This is a genomic window from Nocardia sp. NBC_01730 (genome assembly GCF_035920445.1).
In the GTDB taxonomy this organism is placed as follows: domain Bacteria; phylum Actinomycetota; class Actinomycetes; order Mycobacteriales; family Mycobacteriaceae; genus Nocardia.
In genome coordinates, this window is record NZ_CP109162.1 from 2655453 (window position 1) to 2673597 (window position 18145).

13 protein-coding genes are annotated in these 18145 nt (G+C 68.7%); 7 read left to right on the forward strand and 6 right to left on the reverse strand.

The features are described from left to right. Positions 1–78: 78 nt before the first annotated feature. From OHB12_RS10110 to metH, 6 genes are all read right to left on the reverse strand, one after another. A complete protein-coding gene (locus OHB12_RS10110; protein ID WP_327118366.1) occupies positions 79–1893 on the reverse strand; it encodes a choline/carnitine O-acyltransferase in 1815 nt (604 codons plus the stop codon). After that, positions 1890–2726, reverse strand: coding sequence for a class I SAM-dependent methyltransferase (locus tag OHB12_RS10115; protein WP_327118368.1), 837 nt, complete (start codon positions 2724–2726; stop codon positions 1890–1892). The genes OHB12_RS10110 and OHB12_RS10115 overlap by 4 nt, the downstream gene beginning before the upstream one ends. Positions 2727–2770: 44 nt before the next feature. Next, positions 2771–3631 carry a HalD/BesD family halogenase gene (locus OHB12_RS10120; protein ID WP_327118370.1) on the reverse strand — a complete coding sequence of 287 codons (861 nt, stop codon included), beginning with the start codon at positions 3629–3631 and terminating at the stop codon, positions 2771–2773. 147 nt (positions 3632–3778) lie between these two features. Further along, positions 3779–4450: an HAD family hydrolase gene (locus tag OHB12_RS10125; protein ID WP_327118372.1), complete on the reverse strand. Its 672-nt coding sequence runs from the start codon at positions 4448–4450 to the stop codon at positions 3779–3781. A 234-nt stretch (positions 4451–4684) separates the two neighbouring features. After that, entirely contained in the window at positions 4685–6355 is a 1671-nt protein-coding gene (locus tag OHB12_RS10130; protein ID WP_327118374.1) for a serine/threonine-protein kinase, read from the reverse strand. A gap of 542 nt (positions 6356–6897) precedes the next feature. Beyond that, a complete protein-coding gene (gene metH, locus OHB12_RS10135; protein WP_327118376.1) occupies positions 6898–10494 on the reverse strand; it encodes a methionine synthase in 3597 nt (1198 codons plus the stop codon). A 156-nt stretch (positions 10495–10650) separates the two neighbouring features. Here metH and OHB12_RS10140 point away from each other — a divergent pair, with 156 nt between their 5' ends. The 7 genes from OHB12_RS10140 (at position 10651) to OHB12_RS10170 (ending at position 18144) form a co-directional block, all read left to right on the forward strand. Continuing rightward, a complete protein-coding gene (locus OHB12_RS10140) occupies positions 10651–11535 on the forward strand; it encodes a PAC2 family protein (RefSeq protein WP_040779604.1) in 885 nt (294 codons plus the stop codon). A gap of 107 nt (positions 11536–11642) precedes the next feature. After that, entirely contained in the window at positions 11643–12230 is a 588-nt protein-coding gene (locus OHB12_RS10145; protein WP_327118380.1) for a hypothetical protein, read from the forward strand. After that, positions 12227–12532 carry a hypothetical protein gene (locus OHB12_RS10150; protein WP_327118382.1) on the forward strand — a complete coding sequence of 102 codons (306 nt, stop codon included), beginning with the start codon at positions 12227–12229 and terminating at the stop codon, positions 12530–12532. The genes OHB12_RS10145 and OHB12_RS10150 overlap by 4 nt, the downstream gene beginning before the upstream one ends. A gap of 11 nt (positions 12533–12543) precedes the next feature. Continuing rightward, entirely contained in the window at positions 12544–13440 is an 897-nt protein-coding gene (locus OHB12_RS10155) for a hypothetical protein (RefSeq protein WP_327118384.1), read from the forward strand. Positions 13441–13791: 351 nt separating this feature from the next. Beyond that, positions 13792–14985 carry an XRE family transcriptional regulator gene (locus tag OHB12_RS10160; RefSeq protein WP_327118386.1) on the forward strand — a complete coding sequence of 398 codons (1194 nt, stop codon included), beginning with the start codon at positions 13792–13794 and terminating at the stop codon, positions 14983–14985. A 154-nt stretch (positions 14986–15139) separates the two neighbouring features. After that, positions 15140–16717, forward strand: coding sequence for a TIGR02677 family protein (locus tag OHB12_RS10165; protein WP_327120984.1), 1578 nt, complete (start codon positions 15140–15142; stop codon positions 16715–16717). After that, the gene (locus OHB12_RS10170) at positions 16717–18144 is read left to right on the forward strand and encodes a TIGR02678 family protein (RefSeq protein WP_327118388.1); all 1428 of its coding nucleotides are present in this window, start codon (positions 16717–16719) and stop codon (positions 18142–18144) included. The genes OHB12_RS10165 and OHB12_RS10170 overlap by 1 nt, the downstream gene beginning before the upstream one ends. Position 18145: the final 1 nt, after the last annotated feature.

The following is an 18145-nucleotide window of genomic DNA, read 5'->3' on the forward strand; positions in this document are numbered from 1 at the left end:
CGGCCCATGATGGACGCGACGGCACCGCCCGGCTTTCCGCGCTGATACTCTGCGTGCGGAAAACCGGGCGTTGTGCCGTCAGCTTCCGGCCAGCAGCGCCTCCAGGTCGGCGACCGCCGCGCGGAGGTGGTCAGCGAACGCGTACATCTGGTCCGCGACCGGCGTCGGCGTGGCCAGGTAGAGGTTCCACCGGTCCGGGAGCAAGACGTAGGCGACACCGATGCACCGGGAGCTGGTGGAGCCGAAACCGAAGTAGCGGATGTTGACCGACGGCGCCGAGCTGGTGCTCAGGTAGTCGTCGCGCAGGATGGTCCAGCCTGGGCTGTCGTAGAGCGGGATCGGGTCCGTGACACCCAGTTCCGCACCACGGCGCCGCTGGATCCACTGCAGCTCCCACAGGTGCTGTTCGGGCGCGTCGCCTGCCTGACACTGTTTGGCCCGCTCCACGTGCGCGCTTGCCGCTGTCCGCGCGGCCGCGAGTTTCGACTCGGGGTCCGCGTCCGGGTCCTGCATCATGTCCACGAAGGCGACCATCTCCGGGGTGACCACCCGCATCGCCTCGGTACGGCCGTTGCGGTACTGCCTGGTCGCGATGGACTCGTAGGTGGCGCCGGTGATTCCCTTGCTGCGCCGGTGGGCGAGCTGGTAGCTCAGCTGCGCGAACGCGTCCGGGGAGATACCGAGCTGCTTGGCTCGGGCGGTGCCGAAGTCCGGGAAGGTCACCGTCTGCGTGGCGTTCTCCGCGGCGTAGCGGGCGAAGGCGGCACCCGCCCCTGCGATGTCGGCTCGTTGCGCCGCATCGAGCACGAACTCGATCGGCTCGACCGCGGGCAGGCCCTGCGCCTGCGCTCCGGACCGGGCGGCGTGCTTCGGTACCGGGGTTTCCAGCAGGGTGTCGACGAAGGACAGAATGGTGGTGCCGTCCAGCCCGCAGTGTTCGACGTTGATGCCCGCCTGTCCATCGCCGAAGACGATGAACGACACCGACTTGTCGAACCACCGGTTCGCGCTGTCCCCGTGCAACAGCTGATCGCAGGCGTGCAGCTCGTCACGCGGGGTGAAGTCCTCGAGACAGATCGCGAACAGCGCGGTCTCGACGGCGTCCAGCGCCGCGACGTTGGCCGGTTCGGTCGAGAGCGTCTGCCTGCTGGCCGCCCATTCGGCGCGGGCCTTCGTGGTCAGGTGCCCGACCGCGCTGTCGGTGCGGGCCGGCCGCGCGCCCGCCTTCAGCACCGCGCGCAGACCATCGGCGAGATCCTCCGGCGAGTACGGCGCACCGTCCGGACCCAGCACGTCCATCCGGAACATGCTGCCCCGGAAAAACACCACGATGTGCCTGGCCTCGGAGTGGCCCGGCCACTCGTCGCTGTAGGGCACCCGCACGGTGTCCTGCTCCGCACCCGGGATCCGGGTCTCGGAGAACAGGTACTTGTTCTGCCACATCGACAGTTTCTGCCCGCGCTGGGTCACCGGCGGGATGGCCTCTTGATCGAGGGCCAGCTTGTAGTCGACGGCGGCGGAGATGATTCCGGACGCGCGGTCCACCTGTGTCGCGGCGGTGGACATGGCCAGCGGGGTGTCGTCGCGGAACAGGAAGAAGAAGTTCGCGTTCAGGGCGATCCGATCCCGCCTGCCCAGATACCGCGACGGCCAGAACAGATCCAGCCAGCTGCCCACACCGGGGGTCGCGTCGTACTCCGCGAGTGCCGCCTGCAGCGTGCGGCCCGGTCCGTCGGCGCGCAGCAGGTCGCCGACCGCGGCTCGGGTGGTGGCGAGTTCGTCTGCGGCCAGCAGCGGCGCGCACCACTGCAGGAACCGGCCGCAGCTGTCCTCCAGCGTCGGCAGGGGCACCCTGGGTAGGTGGTCGTCGGCGGCGAAGGTGCGTTCGGTCAATGCGGATCCTCGATGTCGGCGTGATGTTTCGGCAACGGCCTGGAGAGATACAGATCGGCGTAGAGCCAACCGCTATCCTCCAAGCCGGTAGTGTCGATCCCGTTGACGGACAGGGTGTTCAGCACCTGAGCCTGTTCGGCCCCGGAGGCGAACCTGCGCTGCTGATACCGCCCCGGCGCCTGTTCGGTGCGGTAACCGAGCGCGGCGAGTTCCGCCGCGATCGGCGCGAAGTCGAACATGCGCAATACGAAGTGTGCCATCCAGGGGCGCCTGCGCGGGTGCGCGGTGGCGACGCGCGCGAGGGTCTTCTCGGTGACGTAGCCGACGCAGCCGGTGGAGACGACCAGGTCGGCGGTGGCCAGCAGCGCGCGCTGCTCCCCGGTCGGCTCACCGGACTCCAGGTCGGCGTGCACCACGTCGTCCAGCAGCCCGGCCTCGTGCGCATAGTCCAGGGCGGGGCGCGCCACGTCCATGCCGACGAAACGGACGTCGGTCAGGCCGGTGCCCGCGTTCACCCGGGCTCGGTCGCGCCGGATGAGCCCGGCACGGTCGCAGTCGGCGTCGTCGTAGTGGTCGGCCAGCTCGGGCACCGTGGTGTCGAAGCGCAGCACGGCGGCGTTGACGCCGTAGGAGCAGCCGATGTCCAGGACAGTCGGGGCGGCGACCCGGGCGGAGGCGCGGTATTCCCGAATCTGCTGCTGAAAGAACGGTTTCGCCAGTTCCGGAATGCGGTAGTCCAGATCGGACATGCGCGTGTAGTATGCGCGCGGATCGGGATGGACGTAGATGTCGTCGAAAGACGCTTTCCCGGTTGTGTGTAACGGAACTGGCACTGTCGGTCCTTTCGGGTCGAGCTCGGTCAGTCGAACCGCTCGGCTCAGTCGAGCAGTCGATCGCCCCGGACCGCGTCGGCGACGGCTAGATGGTCGGGCAGCACACGGCCGAACAACTGTCGAGTACGTTCCACCGTGCCGACCATTCCTGGGCGATCGGTAAAGGCAAAGATGGCCGAATGGCGCTGGCGCGCCCCATCGACGGGTGCGACACGGTGCAGCGAGAAACGGCCGCGAAACAGCTGCAGGTCACCGGGGCACAGCTGGAGCCGCTGGACGAAACGCTCGCCGGAGCCGGTCAGGACAGCGCGCACATTATCGAGATTCTCCGCCTCCGGTGTGCGAATGTTGGGGCAGTACTCGAAGATTCCACCGGTCTCCGCAGGTTGGGTCACCATGGAGACGGTGAATTCGTTGGTATCGAAATGCCAGGGATGCGACATTCCCGGCGCGACGACGTTGAGGCAGAGTCCCGCGAGGGGATCGGCGAACTCGTGCAATTCGGACAGGCCGAAGCAGTCCGCGATGAATCGCTGAAACGACTCGGCAGTGTAGATCTGGTGGATCAGCGCATCGGCCGGGATGCGGTCACGCGGCACGAAGGCGTTGCCGCGCTCGAGCACGATGCGACCTGGATGATCCTGTGGCAGTTCGGTATCCAGCGGAATGTTGTAGGCATTGACTCGCTCGACCTGGTAATACGCGTGCGGTGCCATCCGCTCCCCCTGCGCCCGCAGCGCGTCGATCAGCTCCGGCCGAATGAAACCGGGGAGTACGGTGCAGCCGCTGTCGTCCAGTTCCGCGCGGACGCGGCGCACCGCCGCGCGCAGACCGGCCCCCTCCGGATCCGCAAGAGGATATTGCGCGGAATCTACGATCTCGTCGAGTACACCCAACGCTGCCATGGCGTCATTTTCGTGTAGCACCCGCCGACACGCCCGAGATTCGGCGAGATTGCCGGTGATCACCGTCACACCTATCAGCTGCGCTCACTCTGGTTGCGGCACAGTAACTCTCAGCAGAACGAGGTCGGGAGTGTCGTACCCGGAGGCTCAGCCGCGTATCAGCAGCGCGCGCTCGAGGTCGTTGACGCTCAGCCCGACCAGCGAATCTCGGAGGACGCGCCCGGGCGCGCCCGGTACCGGAATCTCGCACGGGACGACCAGTACCGCGCAGCCGGCGGCCTCGGCGGCGCGGGCGCCGGTAGGCGAATCCTCCACGGCCACACAGCGTCGCGGGCTCAGGCCGAGTAACTCGGCGGCGCGCAGGTAGACGTCCGGCTCCGGTTTGCCGTGCGCCACCTCGTCGCCACAGACCGAGACGTCGAAGAAGTCGCGCCCGAGGGTGTCGAGCCCGAACTCCGTCAGCGACCGCTTGGTGTTGGTGACCAGCGCGCTGCGCAGACCGACCGCGCGCACCATGGCCAGCGCGTCTTTCGCACCGGGCCGCCACGGGATCGGTCCCGTCATCAGCTCGGTCACGCGCCGATCCAGGAACTCCCCCGCCGCCCGCAGCGCGCCGAGTGTCGGCGCGATGCCGAGACCGGAGAACATGATCCGCAGCGCGTTCGGACCGGACGCGCCGATCAGCGCGTGCCGGATCGCATCGGTCATCTGGTGTCCGTGCTCGCGCGCAAGGTCGCGCACCGCGATGTCCCAGAGCTTCTCCGAATCGAGCAGCGTGCCGTCCATATCCCAGAGCACTCCGGCCAGTCGCGCTGTCACGTTCGGTGCGTCTCCTCTGTCTCGTCTGCTGATGGGGCGGCCGGACGAAGTCCGTCCGCAGCCTCGCGCCGGGCCGAGCGAAGGCGAGGCAGCCGCACAACTGGCGCAGCCGGACGAAGTCCGTCCACAGCCTCGCGCCGGGCCGAGCGAAGGCGAGGCAGCCGCACAACTGGCGCAGCCGGACGAAGTCCGTCCGCAGCCTCGCGCCGGGCCGAGCGAAGGCGAGGCAGCCGCCTAGGTCCCCGATCCGGCGATCTGTAGCCGACCGCTGTCCCCGACGACCTCGATCCATCGATTCTCCGAGGTCGTCGTGCCGTTCTTCAGGGTATAGGTCAGCGCGACAACCGCCCGGTTCGAGCCGTTCGGTGTGACCGCGCCCACGCTGACCGAGCGAATCGTGCCCCAGAAGCTCACATAGGAGTCCTGGCCGGTCTGCGCCTGGTACCCGGGAGATAGCTGAGACCAGGCGCCGGACACGTTGCCGGGCAGCATGCCGTAGTAGCCCTGGACGAAGGAGATGATCCGGTCGGGCGTCGCCGGGCCGGACGGGGTGGTGGTGATGATGGTCGACGTTCGACTCGGCGTCGTGGATCGGCCTGAGCTGCTCGACGTGGCCGATGCGGAGCCAGGTCCGGAAGCGGTGGTCGGGGCCGCGGTCTCCTCGGGCACGGGCCCGACCGCGTTCGCCGGGGGCGTTGAGCTCTCGGCCTGCGAGGCAGGAGGCACGACCGACGATGCCGCCGCGGCGCCCCCCTCGTCACGGTTTCCGGCGGTCACCGTCGCGATGATTCCGGCCACGATCAGCACGACGATCACCGCGCCGGCGGCCAGCGCTGCTATCCGGCCGCGCTCGGGTCTGCTCGTACCGCCGGGCAGGGTCTCGCCGCCCTGAGGCGGGATGGGCGGCTGGGCGGAAAACGGTTGCGGTGCGATCGGACCCGCGAGGGCGGCGGGCGCGGTGGCGGCGGTGCCACTCGGCCTCCCGGTCGACCCGGCGGCGCCCGACTGCGGAAGAATCGCCGTCGCGCCGGGCGCGCCGGGCGCGGGCATCACCTTGGTCAGTACCGGCGGCGCCAGTCCCGGGTCCCGGCCCGCCGCAACGGCTTCCAACGCCTCCTTCGCCTCGCGCATGGTCGGGCGGGCATCGATGGTCGGGGCCAGCAGGAGCATCAGCACCGGTCCGAGCACGCCCGCGTTCTCGGGCTCCTCGACCTGCGCCCTGGCCACTGCGTGCAGCACGGCGAGCGGGTTGTCGCCCGCACCGAACGGCGGTCTGCCCTGCACAGCCGTGTACAGCGTCGAGCCGAGGGCGAAGACGTCGGAGGCCGGTTCCGGATCCTCGCCGCGCGCCACCTCCGGCGCCAGATAAGCGGGCGTCCCCGCGAGAAAGCCGGTGGCGGTGACCGTCACATCGCCGACAGCGCGAGAGATGCCGAAATCGGTGATCTTCACCGTGCCGTCGTTACCGACCAGCAGGTTGGCCGGCTTCACATCCCTGTGCATGATGCCCGCGTCATGCGCGGCGGCCAGCGCGGACGCCGCCTGAGCGCCGATCTTCGCGACCTCGGCGGGGGCCAGCGTGCGCTTGTCGGACAGCTTGGCCGCCAGGCTGGGCGCGTCCATGTACTCCATGACCAACCAGGGCTGGCCGTCTTCCTCCGCCACGTCGAAGACGGTGATGGCGTTCGGATGGTGCAGCCGCGCCGCGATTCTGCCCTCGCGCATGGCGCGCGACTTCGCCTCCAGCGCCGCCGAACGCGACAGGCCGGGACCGAGCAGCAGCTGCTTGACCGCGACAGTGCGCCGCAGCCGGACGTCGGTGGCTCGCCAGACGACTCCCATGGCACCGGCGCCGATCGGATCCGTGAGCCGGTATCGTCCCGCGATCAATCGATCCGCAGTCATGGTGGTGTGCCTCTCCTACTTACGCGCCTAGCTGTCCAGCATTCAGCGCGCAAACCAGGAATCTCCACGAATCCCACGCGCTGAGGTGCTTTGCACCCCCAAAGCAGCGACACGAACGCATCCGCCGACTGCTCCGGATGCAGTTGCAACGCTTCGACAATGGCACACCGACCCGACAGACATCCACCTTCCCGCGCGGGCACCGGCAATCCCCCAGGTCAATGCCGCGCGCCCGCGCGCCGTGTCGCGCCCTCCGGGACCCGGATTTTCGCAAATCAGGCCATATGTCCAGGTAGCCAAGGCCCTTGCAGCGACCGAATTCCGCTACGCCGCACGGTGAACACCGTCACAATGGTCCGACCCGAGCGGATGGCCTCGCGACCCGGCGACGCGACTGCCCGATCGGCACCTGGCCGCCGGGCCGGCGCATCCGATCTCCGGCAGTCCGAGACGAGCACGCCGATGCCTCGGTTCGGCCACCGGATCGCCGCACCTCCGCCGATGGCCCGGCCTGGCGGCACCGCAGCCGCACGGAGCCTGGCTCAGGCGTTGAAGTACTTCGCTTCCGGGTGCAGCAGGACGAACGCGTCGGTGGACTGTTCCGGATGCAGCTGGAGCTCCTCGGACAACACCACGCCGAGGCGGTCGGCCTCGAGCAGGTCGACCAGCTTGGCGCGGTCCTCCAGATCGGGGCATGCCCCATAACCGAAGGAGTACCGAGCGCCCCGGTAGCCGAGCTTGAAGTACTCCAGCACGTCCGCCGGATCGGAGTCGGCGACCGCGTTGCCGTCGAGAACCAGCTCTTCCCGGATACGGCGGTGCCAGTATTCGGCCAGCGCCTCGGTGAGCTGGACGCCGATGCCGTGCACCTCGAGATAGTCGCGGTAGCTGTCGCCCGCGAACAGCTCGTTGGCGAAGTCGGCAATCGGCTGGCCCATGGTGACCAGTTGGAACGGCAGCACGTCCACCTGACCGGTTTCCTGTGCGTAGGCCCGCGACCGGATGAAGTCGGCGATGCACAGGAACCGGTCGCGCTGCTGGCGCGGAAACGCGAACCGATAGCGTTCCGGCGCAGCGGGATCCGGCTCGGTGAGCACGATGACCTCGTCGCCCTCGGACACCACCGGGAAATACCCGTACACCACTGCGGCGTGCTGCAGCACGCCCTCGGTGCTCAGCCGGTCCAACCAGGCGCGCAGCCGCGGCCTGCCCTCGGACTCCACCAGCTCCTCGTAGCCGGGCCCGTCGCCGCCGCGCTGTCCGCGCAGCCCCCACTGCCCGAGGAACAGCGCCCGCTCGTCGAGCAAGCCCGAATACTCGTGCAGTGCAAGACCTTTCACCACGCGAGTGCCCCAGAACGGCGGCACCGGCACCGGCAGGTCCGCCGCGACGTCGGAGCGCTCGGGCACCACGACGGGCACCTCGGCCGCCTTGCGCTCCGCCGCGATCCGCTTGGACCGCTCGTGGCGCGCCTTGCGCTCCGCGGCCCGCTCCTGCTCGGCGATGGCCTCCGGGCTCTCCGGGTCGGGGCCGCCGCCGCGCTTGCGAGTCATGATGTCGTCCATCAGCCGTAGACCCTCGAACGCGTCTCGCGCGTAGTGCACATCGCCCTCGTACACCTCGGTGAGGTCGTTCTCCACGTACGAGCGGGTGAGTGCCGCCCCGCCGAGGAGCACGGGGAACTGCTCGGCCACCCCCTTGGCGTTGAGCTCTGCCAGATTCTCCTTCATCACGACGGTCGACTTCACCAGCAGGCCGGACATGCCGATGACGTCGGCCTTCTTGTCCACCGCCGCGTCGAGGATGGTCGAGATCGGCTGCTTGATACCGAGGTTGACCACCTCGTAGCCGTTGTTCGACAGGATGATGTCGACCAGATTCTTGCCGATGTCGTGCACGTCGCCCTTCACGGTGGCCAGCACGATGCGGCCCTTGCCGCTGTCGTCGGTGGCCTCCATGTGCGGCTCCAGGTACGCCACGGCGGCCTTCATCACCTCGGCGGACTGCAACACGAACGGCAGCTGCATCTGGCCGGACCCGAACAGCTCACCGACCGTCTTCATCCCGGACAGCAAGGTTTCGTTAATGATCCGCAGCGGCGGCACCTCGGTCATGGCCACGTCCAGATCGGCCTCCATGCCGTTGCGCTCGCCGTCGACGATCCGCCGCTCCAGCCGGTCGAACAGCGGTAGCGCGGCCAGCTCCTCGGCGCGCGAGGCCTTCGACGACGCGGTCGATACACCCTCGAACAACGCCATCAGCTTCTGCAGCGGGTCGTAGTCCTCGCTGCGACGGTCGTATACCAGATCCAGTGCGGCTTCGCGCTGTTCGTCGGGGATCCGGCTCATCGGCAGGATTTTCGAGGCGTGCACGATCGCGGAATCCAAACCGGCCTCCACACATTCGTGCATGAATACCGAGTTGAGCACCTGACGTGCCGCCGGGTTGAGGCCGAAGGAGATATTCGACAAGCCCAGCGTGGTCTGCACGTCCGGGCGGCGGCGCTTCAGTTCGCGGATGGCCTCGATGGTCTCGATGCCGTCGCGGCGGGACTCCTCCTGGCCGGTGCCGAGGGTGAAGGTGAGCGTGTCGATGATGATGTCGCTCTCCCGCAGGCCCCAGTTGCCGGTGATGTCGGCGATCAGGCGCTCGGCGATCGACACTTTCTTCTCCGCGGTACGGGCCTGCCCCTCCTCGTCGATGGTCAGGGCGACCACCGCGGCGCCGTGCTCGGCGACCAGCCGCATCGTCTGCTGGAAGCGAGATTCGGGACCGTCGCCGTCCTCGTAGTTCACCGAGTTCACCGCGCAGCGGCCGCCGAGGTGCTGCAGACCGGCCCGCAGCACCGGAGGCTCGGTGGAGTCGAGCATGATCGGCAGCGTCGACGCGGTGGCCAGCCTGCCGGCGAGCGCCTCCATGTCCCTGGTGCCGTCGCGGCCGACGTAGTCGACACACAGGTCGAGCATGTGCGCGCCGTCACGGGTCTGGTCCTTGGCGATGTCCAGGCACTTCTGCCAATCCTCGGCCAGCATGGCGTCACGGAAAGCCTTGGAGCCGTTGGCATTCGTGCGCTCGCCGATCATCATGATCGAAGCGTCCTGCTCGAAGGGCACCGCCGTGTACATGCTGGACACGCTCGGCTCGTGCGCAGGCTCACGCCGCTCGGCGATCGGCGGCAGACTCGGCTCGATCTCACGCACCGCGGCGGTGACCTGGCGGATGTGTTCCGGTGTGGTGCCGCAGCAGCCGCCGACCAGGGCGAGCCCGAACTCGGAGACGAAACCGCGCAGCGCGACCGCCAACTCTTCTGGCGTGAGCGGATACACCGCGCCGTCGGCGCCGAGCATCGGAAGACCGGCGTTCGGCATCACCGAGACCGGCACCTGCGCGTGCCGGGACAGATGGCGCAGGTGTTCGCTCATCTCATCCGGACCGGTCGCGCAGTTCAGGCCGATCATGTCGATGCCGAGCGGCTCCAGCGCGGTCAGCGCCGCGCCGATCTCGCTGCCGACCAGCATGGTCCCGGTGGTCTCCACCGTGACGTGCGTGATGATCGGGATCCGGCGTCCGAGCTTCGCCATCGCCCGGCGGCTGCCGGTCACCGCCGCCTTCACCTGTAGCAGGTCCTGGCAGGTCTCGATGAGGATGGCGTCGGCGCCGCCGTCGAGCATGCCGAGCGCGGCCTCGGTGTAGGCGTCGCGCAGCGGGGTGTATGGAGCGTGCCCCAGCGTGGGCAGCTTGGTACCCGGTCCCATCGAGCCGAGCACGTACCGAGGCGTACCGTCCGAGGACGGGCCCATGTCGTCGGCGACCTCACGAGCCAGTCGCGCGCCGCGCTCGGACAGGTCGCGAATCCGGTCGGCGATGTCGTAGTCGGCAAGGTTGGGCAGGTTGCAGCCGAAGGTGTTGGTCTCGACCGCGTCGGCGCCCGCCTCGAAATAGGCTCGGTGGATACCGCGCAGCACGTCGGGGCGGGTCTCGTTGAGGATCTCGTTACAGCCCTCCAGCCCGCGGAAATCGTCCAGCGTCAGATCGGCGGCCTGCAGCATCGTGCCCATCGCGCCGTCACCGATGACAACGCGACGGCGTAGCGTGTCGAGTAGCGTGGTGTCGAACTCGGCGGGGATGGGCGCAGACATGTGATCAGCGTAGTGCGCAGGGCGGACGATGCCGCCCACGGCGTCGGGGCTCGGTGTCCTGCGCCACACTACCTCTCTGCGACAGGCGGGTGAACACGCCGACCCATCCGGCCACCATACGACACGCCACCTCCGCTCACGCCGTAGGCTGACCGAGTGAACGCCAGTGAAACTCCCGATCCGGAACTGCCGACGTTGCGGGATCCGGTGCTGGTCGCCGCCTTCGAGGGCTGGAACGACGCCGGTGACGCGGCCAGCGGCGCCGTCGAGCATCTGGAACTGATTTGGGACGCCGAACCGCTAGCCGAACTCGACTCCGAGGACTACTACGACTACCAGGTGAACCGGCCCACGGTGCGCCAGGTCGACGGTGTGACCAGGGAAATCCAGTGGCCCTCGACGATGCTGTCGGTCTGCTCGCCGCCTGGTAGCGACCGCGATGTGGTCTTGCTTCGCGGCATCGAGCCGAACATGCGCTGGCGCAGCTTCTGCGGCGACCTGCTGGAGTTCATCGAACAGCTCGGAGTGCAGACCGTCGTCATCCTCGGCGCGCTGCTGGCCGACACCCCGCACACCAGGCCGGTCCCGGTGACCGGCTCCGCCTATAGCAAGGAGGCGGCCGAGCGGTTCAACCTGGAGCAGACCCGCTACGAGGGACCGACCGGCATCACCGGCGTGCTGCAGGACCAATGTGTCAAGGCGGGCGTGCCTGCAGTGTCGTTCTGGGCCGCGGTGCCCCACTACGTCTCGCAGCCGCCGAACCCGAAGGCGACGATCGCGCTGTTGCACCGGGTCGAGGATGTACTCGACATCGAGGTGCCGCTCGGCGAGCTGCCCAAGCAGGCCGAGGACTGGGAGACCGCCGTCAACGAGATGACCGTCGGCGACGACGAGATCAGCGAGTACGTGCGCTCGCTGGAGGAGCGCGGCGATGCCGCGGCCGACGTGAACGAGGCGATGGCCAAGATCGACGGCGACGCCATCGCAGCCGAATTCGAGAAGTACCTGCGCAGGAGGGGGCCGGGCAGCTTCGGGCTCTGAGCCTGCCGCGCGGCTTCGTTTCCCGCGGGCACGCATCGCCGATTCACCGGAAGTTCGCCGGGGGCCACCTTCCGGCCGGGATACGTCCGCCACCTGCACTTCCGCCGATGAGCGTTCTCCCGATCGTCGCGCATCTCCGCGGCTTCGACGACCGGATCGCCGTCCAGTGCGCTCGGCCGAACCCGGCGAGCACCTCGGCGGAGTCGGTGCGGGAGAGTGCGCGACAGGTCACTTACGCGCAACTGGCGGCCCTCGTCGAGGATTACGCGACCGAGCTCGGACCGGCCCCGCGCCTCGTCGCGCTCGCGGCCCGCAACGACCTCGCCGCTCTCGTCGCGTATCTGGGTGCGCTCAGCGCCGGTTGCGCCGTGCTGCTGGCCTCCGACATCACCGAAGAGTTGCGGTTGGCTTATGATCCCTATCTTCCCGCGCATCTGGCGGCCGAGCATCCGGAGTGCATCGGAATCCCGATTCCCGGTGGCGAATTCACCCTCGAGCCGCTCGACGATGCGGGCGACGGATCCGACACGCCGTGCGAGCTGGTCTGTCGTGGCCCCAACGTGATGATGGGTTACGCGCAGTCCGCGCATGAGCTCGCGTTGGGTCGCACCGTCGAGGCACTGCGTACCGGCGACCTGGCCCTGCGCACTCCCGAGGGGCTGTATCAAGTGGTAGAAACTCGCTCACCTACGTGACCACCGCGGCGCGGTTGGAGGGCGCACTCGGCCGCCTGCCCGGCGACTGGCCGACCACGACGGTCGCGGAACTGGAGCGGATCCCCGAAGGCCGCACGCGGTTCGGGCGCTCGCTGGACACCGGGACGCTGCTGCGCGCCACCGGCATCGTGCTGATCGTCGGCTCGCACGTCGGCCTGTTCGTGCTGTGGGGTGCGGCACACGTGCTGCTCGGCGTGGCGGGATTCAACTTCGCGCGGTTCGCGGTTCGCGGTGACGGCGGCGCCGCGCGCCGAACGACTGTGCCACACTGCGCACCGTAGCGCTGATCGCGGTGCCGACCACGGCGTGGGTGGTGCTCACCCTGGTGGCCGGCGACTATTACGGCTGGCAGAATGTGCTGCTGCTCAACAAGATTCTCGGCCCACGAGACAGCCCCACCGCCGGCCACCTGTGGTTCCTCGAGGTGGTCGTCTACTTCATGATCGTGGCCGCGCCGCTGATCCGTATCCCGTCGGTGGACCGGCTGGAGCGGCGCGCGCCGTTCTGGTTCGCGATGGCGCTGGTCGCCGCGAGCATCATATTCCGCTACCAGACTTTCGGTGTGTACCCGGCGAGGGATGTGCCGTTCTCGCCCCTGGCCGTATGGTGCTTCGCGCTCGGCTGGGCGGCGGCGAAGGCCACGACGGCGTGGCAGCGGTTGCTGGTCGGTGCGGTCGTGCTGACCACGGTGCCTGGATATTTCGGCGTTCCCGATCGAGAGCGACTGATCATGGCTGGCCTGCTCCTGCTGGTGTGGCTGCCCGCGATCCGGGTCCCCGCGCTCGTCGCCGTCGGCGCCGCGGTGCTGGCCGATAGCTCGCTGTTCACCTATCTGCTGCACTGGCAGGTGTATCCACTGTTCGGGCAGCACCAGGTCGCGGCATTGCTCGCGCCCCTCACGGCCGGTGTGGTCGCTACTAGGACGGTGGCTGGACTACGGCGCTGGGGCTCCCCGCGGTGCGGGGCGGTTCTGTCGCTGCACTCCGGTCTCGATGGTCCAGACCCGGGCCGCCGCTTCGTGGGCCAGCTTCGCGATCAAGATGTCGCGCGGAATCGTCTGGCCGGCAAAGTGATCAAGCGATGGAACCACCACGTGGTGTGCGTCGGCACGCTTGAGTTCGGCCGTCAACTCGGCGAACGCCGTACCGTCACCCGCTGTCGATTCATGGAACGTTGCGGCGAAACATAGCCCTTCTTCGCGGGCGAGGCTGCTCATCGCGTCCTCGAGCTCTTCGCTGTTGCCATCGGCCAGATCGTCACGCAAGTATCCATAGATCAACGCTTCCACCCGAACCTCCGTTGGATTGGGATCGCTGTTCTCTTATGTGGATCCACCCGTCTTACGGGGTTATTGCGCTTCATACAAGAGTAGGTGTAAGGCAAACTCTCCGCTTCCATCTCCAGCATGCACAACGCCACAGTGCGAATGTAGATGTCAACCCGGTGACATCGCCCTGCCCTAATGCGGCGATCGAGCGTTAACTGGTGCGATACTACAGCGGTGGCCGCTGCTGACGATCGACCCGTCTGGGCTGTTCGAATGCGTTCCGAGCGCGATGTGAGGGGGTGGTCACAAGCCGAGGCCGTCCGCGTGATGCGCGCGAAGTCATCGAGCAACCTGCCGACCGACAGTACACTCCTACGGAACTGGCGCCGATGGGAATCGGGCGAGTCGCGCCCGGACGATTTCTACGCCCCCATCATCGCCGCCGCGTTCGACACGGTTACCGCGGCGTTCTTCCCCAAGGCCAGGCCGAGCCGGGACGACGAACTGCTTTCCGCAACCGGCATGGACACCCTGGAATTCCTCGGCAGACTACGCATTTCCGACGTGTCTCCCGTGACGCTCGAGGCCATCCGGATCACCGCCGAGCGCCTGTGCTGCGAATACTCCTGTGCCGACCCCCATGAACTGCACGCCGAGGGCACCGCGTGGCTGCGCAGGATCACTTCGTTGCTGGACGGACGCCTGACGCTGGCCCAGCACCGCGAAATCCTCGTCCTCGCAGGCTGGGTCGCGCTGCTTGTCGGATGCGTCGACTTCGATCTGGGTCGGCGGACTGCCTCCGAGGCGACACGCCGGGCCGCGTACTCGCTGGGGCAGGAGGCCGAACACGCCGAGATCACCTGCTGGGCCGCGGAAATGGCGGCCTGGTCCGCGCTCACCCAGGGCAACTACCGTGGCGTCATCGATACGGTTGACCCAATGCTGGAAGTTAGCCGAAATCTGCGGGTCGGTGTCCAGCTCACCGCCCAGCGCGCCAAAGCCTGGGCGAGGCTCGGCGAACGACGGCAGGCGGAAGCCGCACTGGCGGACGGCCGGGCGATCCTGGAGCGACTCGATCATCCAGCGAATCTGGACAACCATTTCGTGATCGACGCGCAGAAGTTCGACTTCTACGCGATGGACTGCTGCCGAGTAGCGGGCGATGATCGGCTCGCCGAATCCTACGCGCGCGAGGTGATCCGGAACGCGACCCGCGCCGACGGCTCCGTGCGCAACCCGATGCGGGTCTCCGAAGCGCACTTGACCCTGGCCGTCGTCGCGGTCCGCAACCGCGATCTGGAACTGGCGCTGGACGAGGGCATGCGTGCCTTCGCGGGAAAGCGACGCTCGTTGCCCTCACTGGTGTGGATCGCGGGCGAGGCCGCGCGCGAGATGATCGAGCGCTACCCCGGCGACCCACGGACTCGGGTGTATATGGACCAGCTGCGTTCGCTGTCCATCGAATGAGCGGACCTGCCACCGAAGGCGTTGGCGAACGGCGGCGAACCAGACACAGCCACGCCGAACACCGGAGCATCGCGTGGACGGCGATCGGCCCGCTACTACCCTGTTCCCGGTGACCGACTCCGTCGACGGCTCCGCCGCCCCCTGGGACGACCGGCTGCGGCTGTTCTCCTTCGCCACCGCCGAGCGGCGCGCCGACTATCTGTGGGTACTCCGCGCATTCGACAGCGCGCGGGCGGCATACGTGGTGTTGCTGCACGCGAACGACGTGGCGGAATGGATCGAGCGAGACGGAAGCGGCCCGCGCACGTCCGATTTCGGTGGTGGTCTCCAGTCGGATGCCGGTGCACCCACCCGAACCGCCGATGCCGAAGACAGGCCGCATGCTCCGCGTCTGACCGCAGCCGAGATCGGCACGCTGCTCGACCAACTGCACAGATGGGGCGTGCTGGAGCGCAGCTACGACGGAACCCGCGCCGCCACGCTGGCCGAATACCGCAACCGGCACTACGTGTACCAGTTCTCGCAGGCCGGTTTCCGGGCCTACCGCGCGGTGGCCGGTGTGCTCGATGCCCGCCTCGACGAGGCCGCGCTGTCGCGGCTCGTGCTTCCTGAACTGCTGGCCGACCTGCATACCCTGGCCGAAGCCAATCGGGCGGGCGACGCCGAACGCGTGTATCGCACGCTGCGCCGCCTCGACGCCGCGCTATCGGACATGGCCGCCCGCGCCGCGCACTTCTATCTCGGACTCGGCGACCTGGTCCGCACCACCGAGATCACCCCGGAATCGTTTCTCGCGCACAAAGACGCGCTGCTGGCGCACATGCGAGAGTTCAGCCTCGACCTGGCCCGGTTCACCCCGCGCCTGGCAGGCGCGATCGCGGAGATCGAGGAGACCGGCGTCGAGGAGCTGATCACACGCGCGGCGAACTGTGACGAGCGGGTGCTGCTGAGTCTCGCCGAGCGCCAGTCGGATTGGCAGTCCCGATGGGATGGACTGCGGACCTGGTTCGTCGCCTCGGCCAGCGGCGAATCCGCGGGTACGACGGAGGCCGAGCGGCTACGCGAGGCCACCATGAGCGCCATCGCCGCGGTCCTGTCCCTCCTACGCCGGGTCACCGAGACGCGGCGCGGCGGGGTGAGCCGGGAGTCGGCGCTGCGGCATCTGGCTGGCTGGTTCACCGCGGCACCGACGGCCGAGAGCGCCCATGCGCTCTTCGACGCGGTCTTCGGGCTGGGCAGGCCGCGACATCTGGCGATGGAGCACCCGGACGCCGACGTGATTCCGGCGATCCGATCCTGGTGGGACGCACCGCCGTTGGAGATCTCGCGGACGCTCGCCGAGACCGGGCGGCCGCCGGCGGCCGCCGCCCCGGCGCGTATCCACCGCAATGACGCGGGCATCCGGCGGCTGCGCGAGGCGCAGCTCGACGCGCAGCGGGCGCGCGCGGTGGCCGCCGCGTCGCTGGCCTCCGGCGACGTGCACGAGCGGGTTCTCGACGAACGCGAAACCGAGGTGCTGCTTCGGCTGCTGGACGCCGCGTCCACCGCGTGGGTTCCGGTGTGCGGCCGGGTCGCGGGGACGACCGGTTCCGACAGCGGCGTCACCCTCACCGTCTCCGAGCACGAGGGGTCGACCGTAGTGCGTACTGCGCGAGGGCTACTGCACCTGAACAATCGCGCGCTCAAGGTCGAGCAGACGACCAGGGCGCGGGCCACCGGGGAGCGCCCCTGATGCGCGGACACAAGATCGACGTTCTCGCGCTGGACAACTACCAACGCGCCGCACGGGTCGTCTTGGCCAATCACCTGATCACCCGGACCTATCCGGACCGGATCGCTCTGCCGCTGATCCGCCGATGGGCCACCGAGCTGCGCGAGGATCTGGCCGAGCTGTTCGGCTACCGGCTGGAGGTCACCGAGACCACCGCGCGGGTGTTCCCGGTGCTCGACCGCCTCGATGCGGGCAGGCCCGCGCGCACCCCGGGCGAGCGCGTCTTCGACCGCCGCCGCTACGCCTACCTCGCGCTGACTCTCGCCGCGCTGGGCCGGGCAGGCGACCAGATCACAGTGTCGGAGTTGGCCGATCACGTCGCCGCCTACACCGGCCGGGTGGACGGGCTCGAGCTGTCCACCGACCGGGCCCCCGACCGCGACGCGTTCGTCGACGCGGTGGGCTGGCTGACCCGGCGCGGCGCGATCACCCTCGCCGACGGCGACGTCGGCGGCTGGGCCAGCGATCCGGAGGCCGGTGAGGCGCTCTACGACATCGACCGGCCGGTGGTCTTCGCGCTGTTCCGGCCGCCACGCGCACTGCAGCATCTGCACAGCGTGCGCGGGCTGCTCGCCGAAGAGGCCGCGGCCACCGGCGTTTCCCCGCACCCGCCGACCGCCGCCGAGATCGCGCGTCGGGTGCGCAGGGCGCTGGCCGAACGGCCGGTGGTGTACGCCGACGATCTCGCGCCCGAGGAACGCCCGGTGCTCGCGCAGGAACGGATCGTCGCAGATGTGGAACTGTTCACCGGTCTGCGCGCCGAGCGCCGCGCCGAGGGCGTCGCGCTGATCGACACCTCGGGACGGCTGTCCGACATCCGTTTTCCCGGCACCGGAACCCTCGCACAGGTAGCGCTGCTGCTGGCCGGTGAGATCGCCGACCGCGTGCTCGACATCGACAACCCACTGCCCCTGCGGCCCTGCGCGCAGGATACGGGCGAGGCGCTGGCGAAGCAGCTCGACGAAGCCATCCCCGAATCCACCGTGTTCGCACCGCTCGCCGAGCTGCGCTCGCTGGATTCGCTGGGGAAAGAGCCCTATTCACCGGAGCTGGACTGCCTTCCTGAGCACGCAGTGGACGGGTTCGAGACGTATCCGATCATCGACACCACGTGGGTACGTGAGACGGTGCAGGCGCTCGCCGACCGCTATGGCGCCACCTTCGCCGCGCAGTGGCAGGCCGACATCCCCGGCCTCGCCACGGAGGTGGTGGCTCTGTTGCAGCGGCTGCGGCTGGTTCAGGTGGTCGACGACGAACTGCTCGTGCTGCCCGCCCTGGCCCGCTACCGCGGCGCAGTCGTGACAGTCCGCACCAAGCGGGCGGCGGAATTGTTCGTGACTGCGGCCGACACCTACGGGCCCGACAGCACCGGAACGGAAGGGAGCTGAC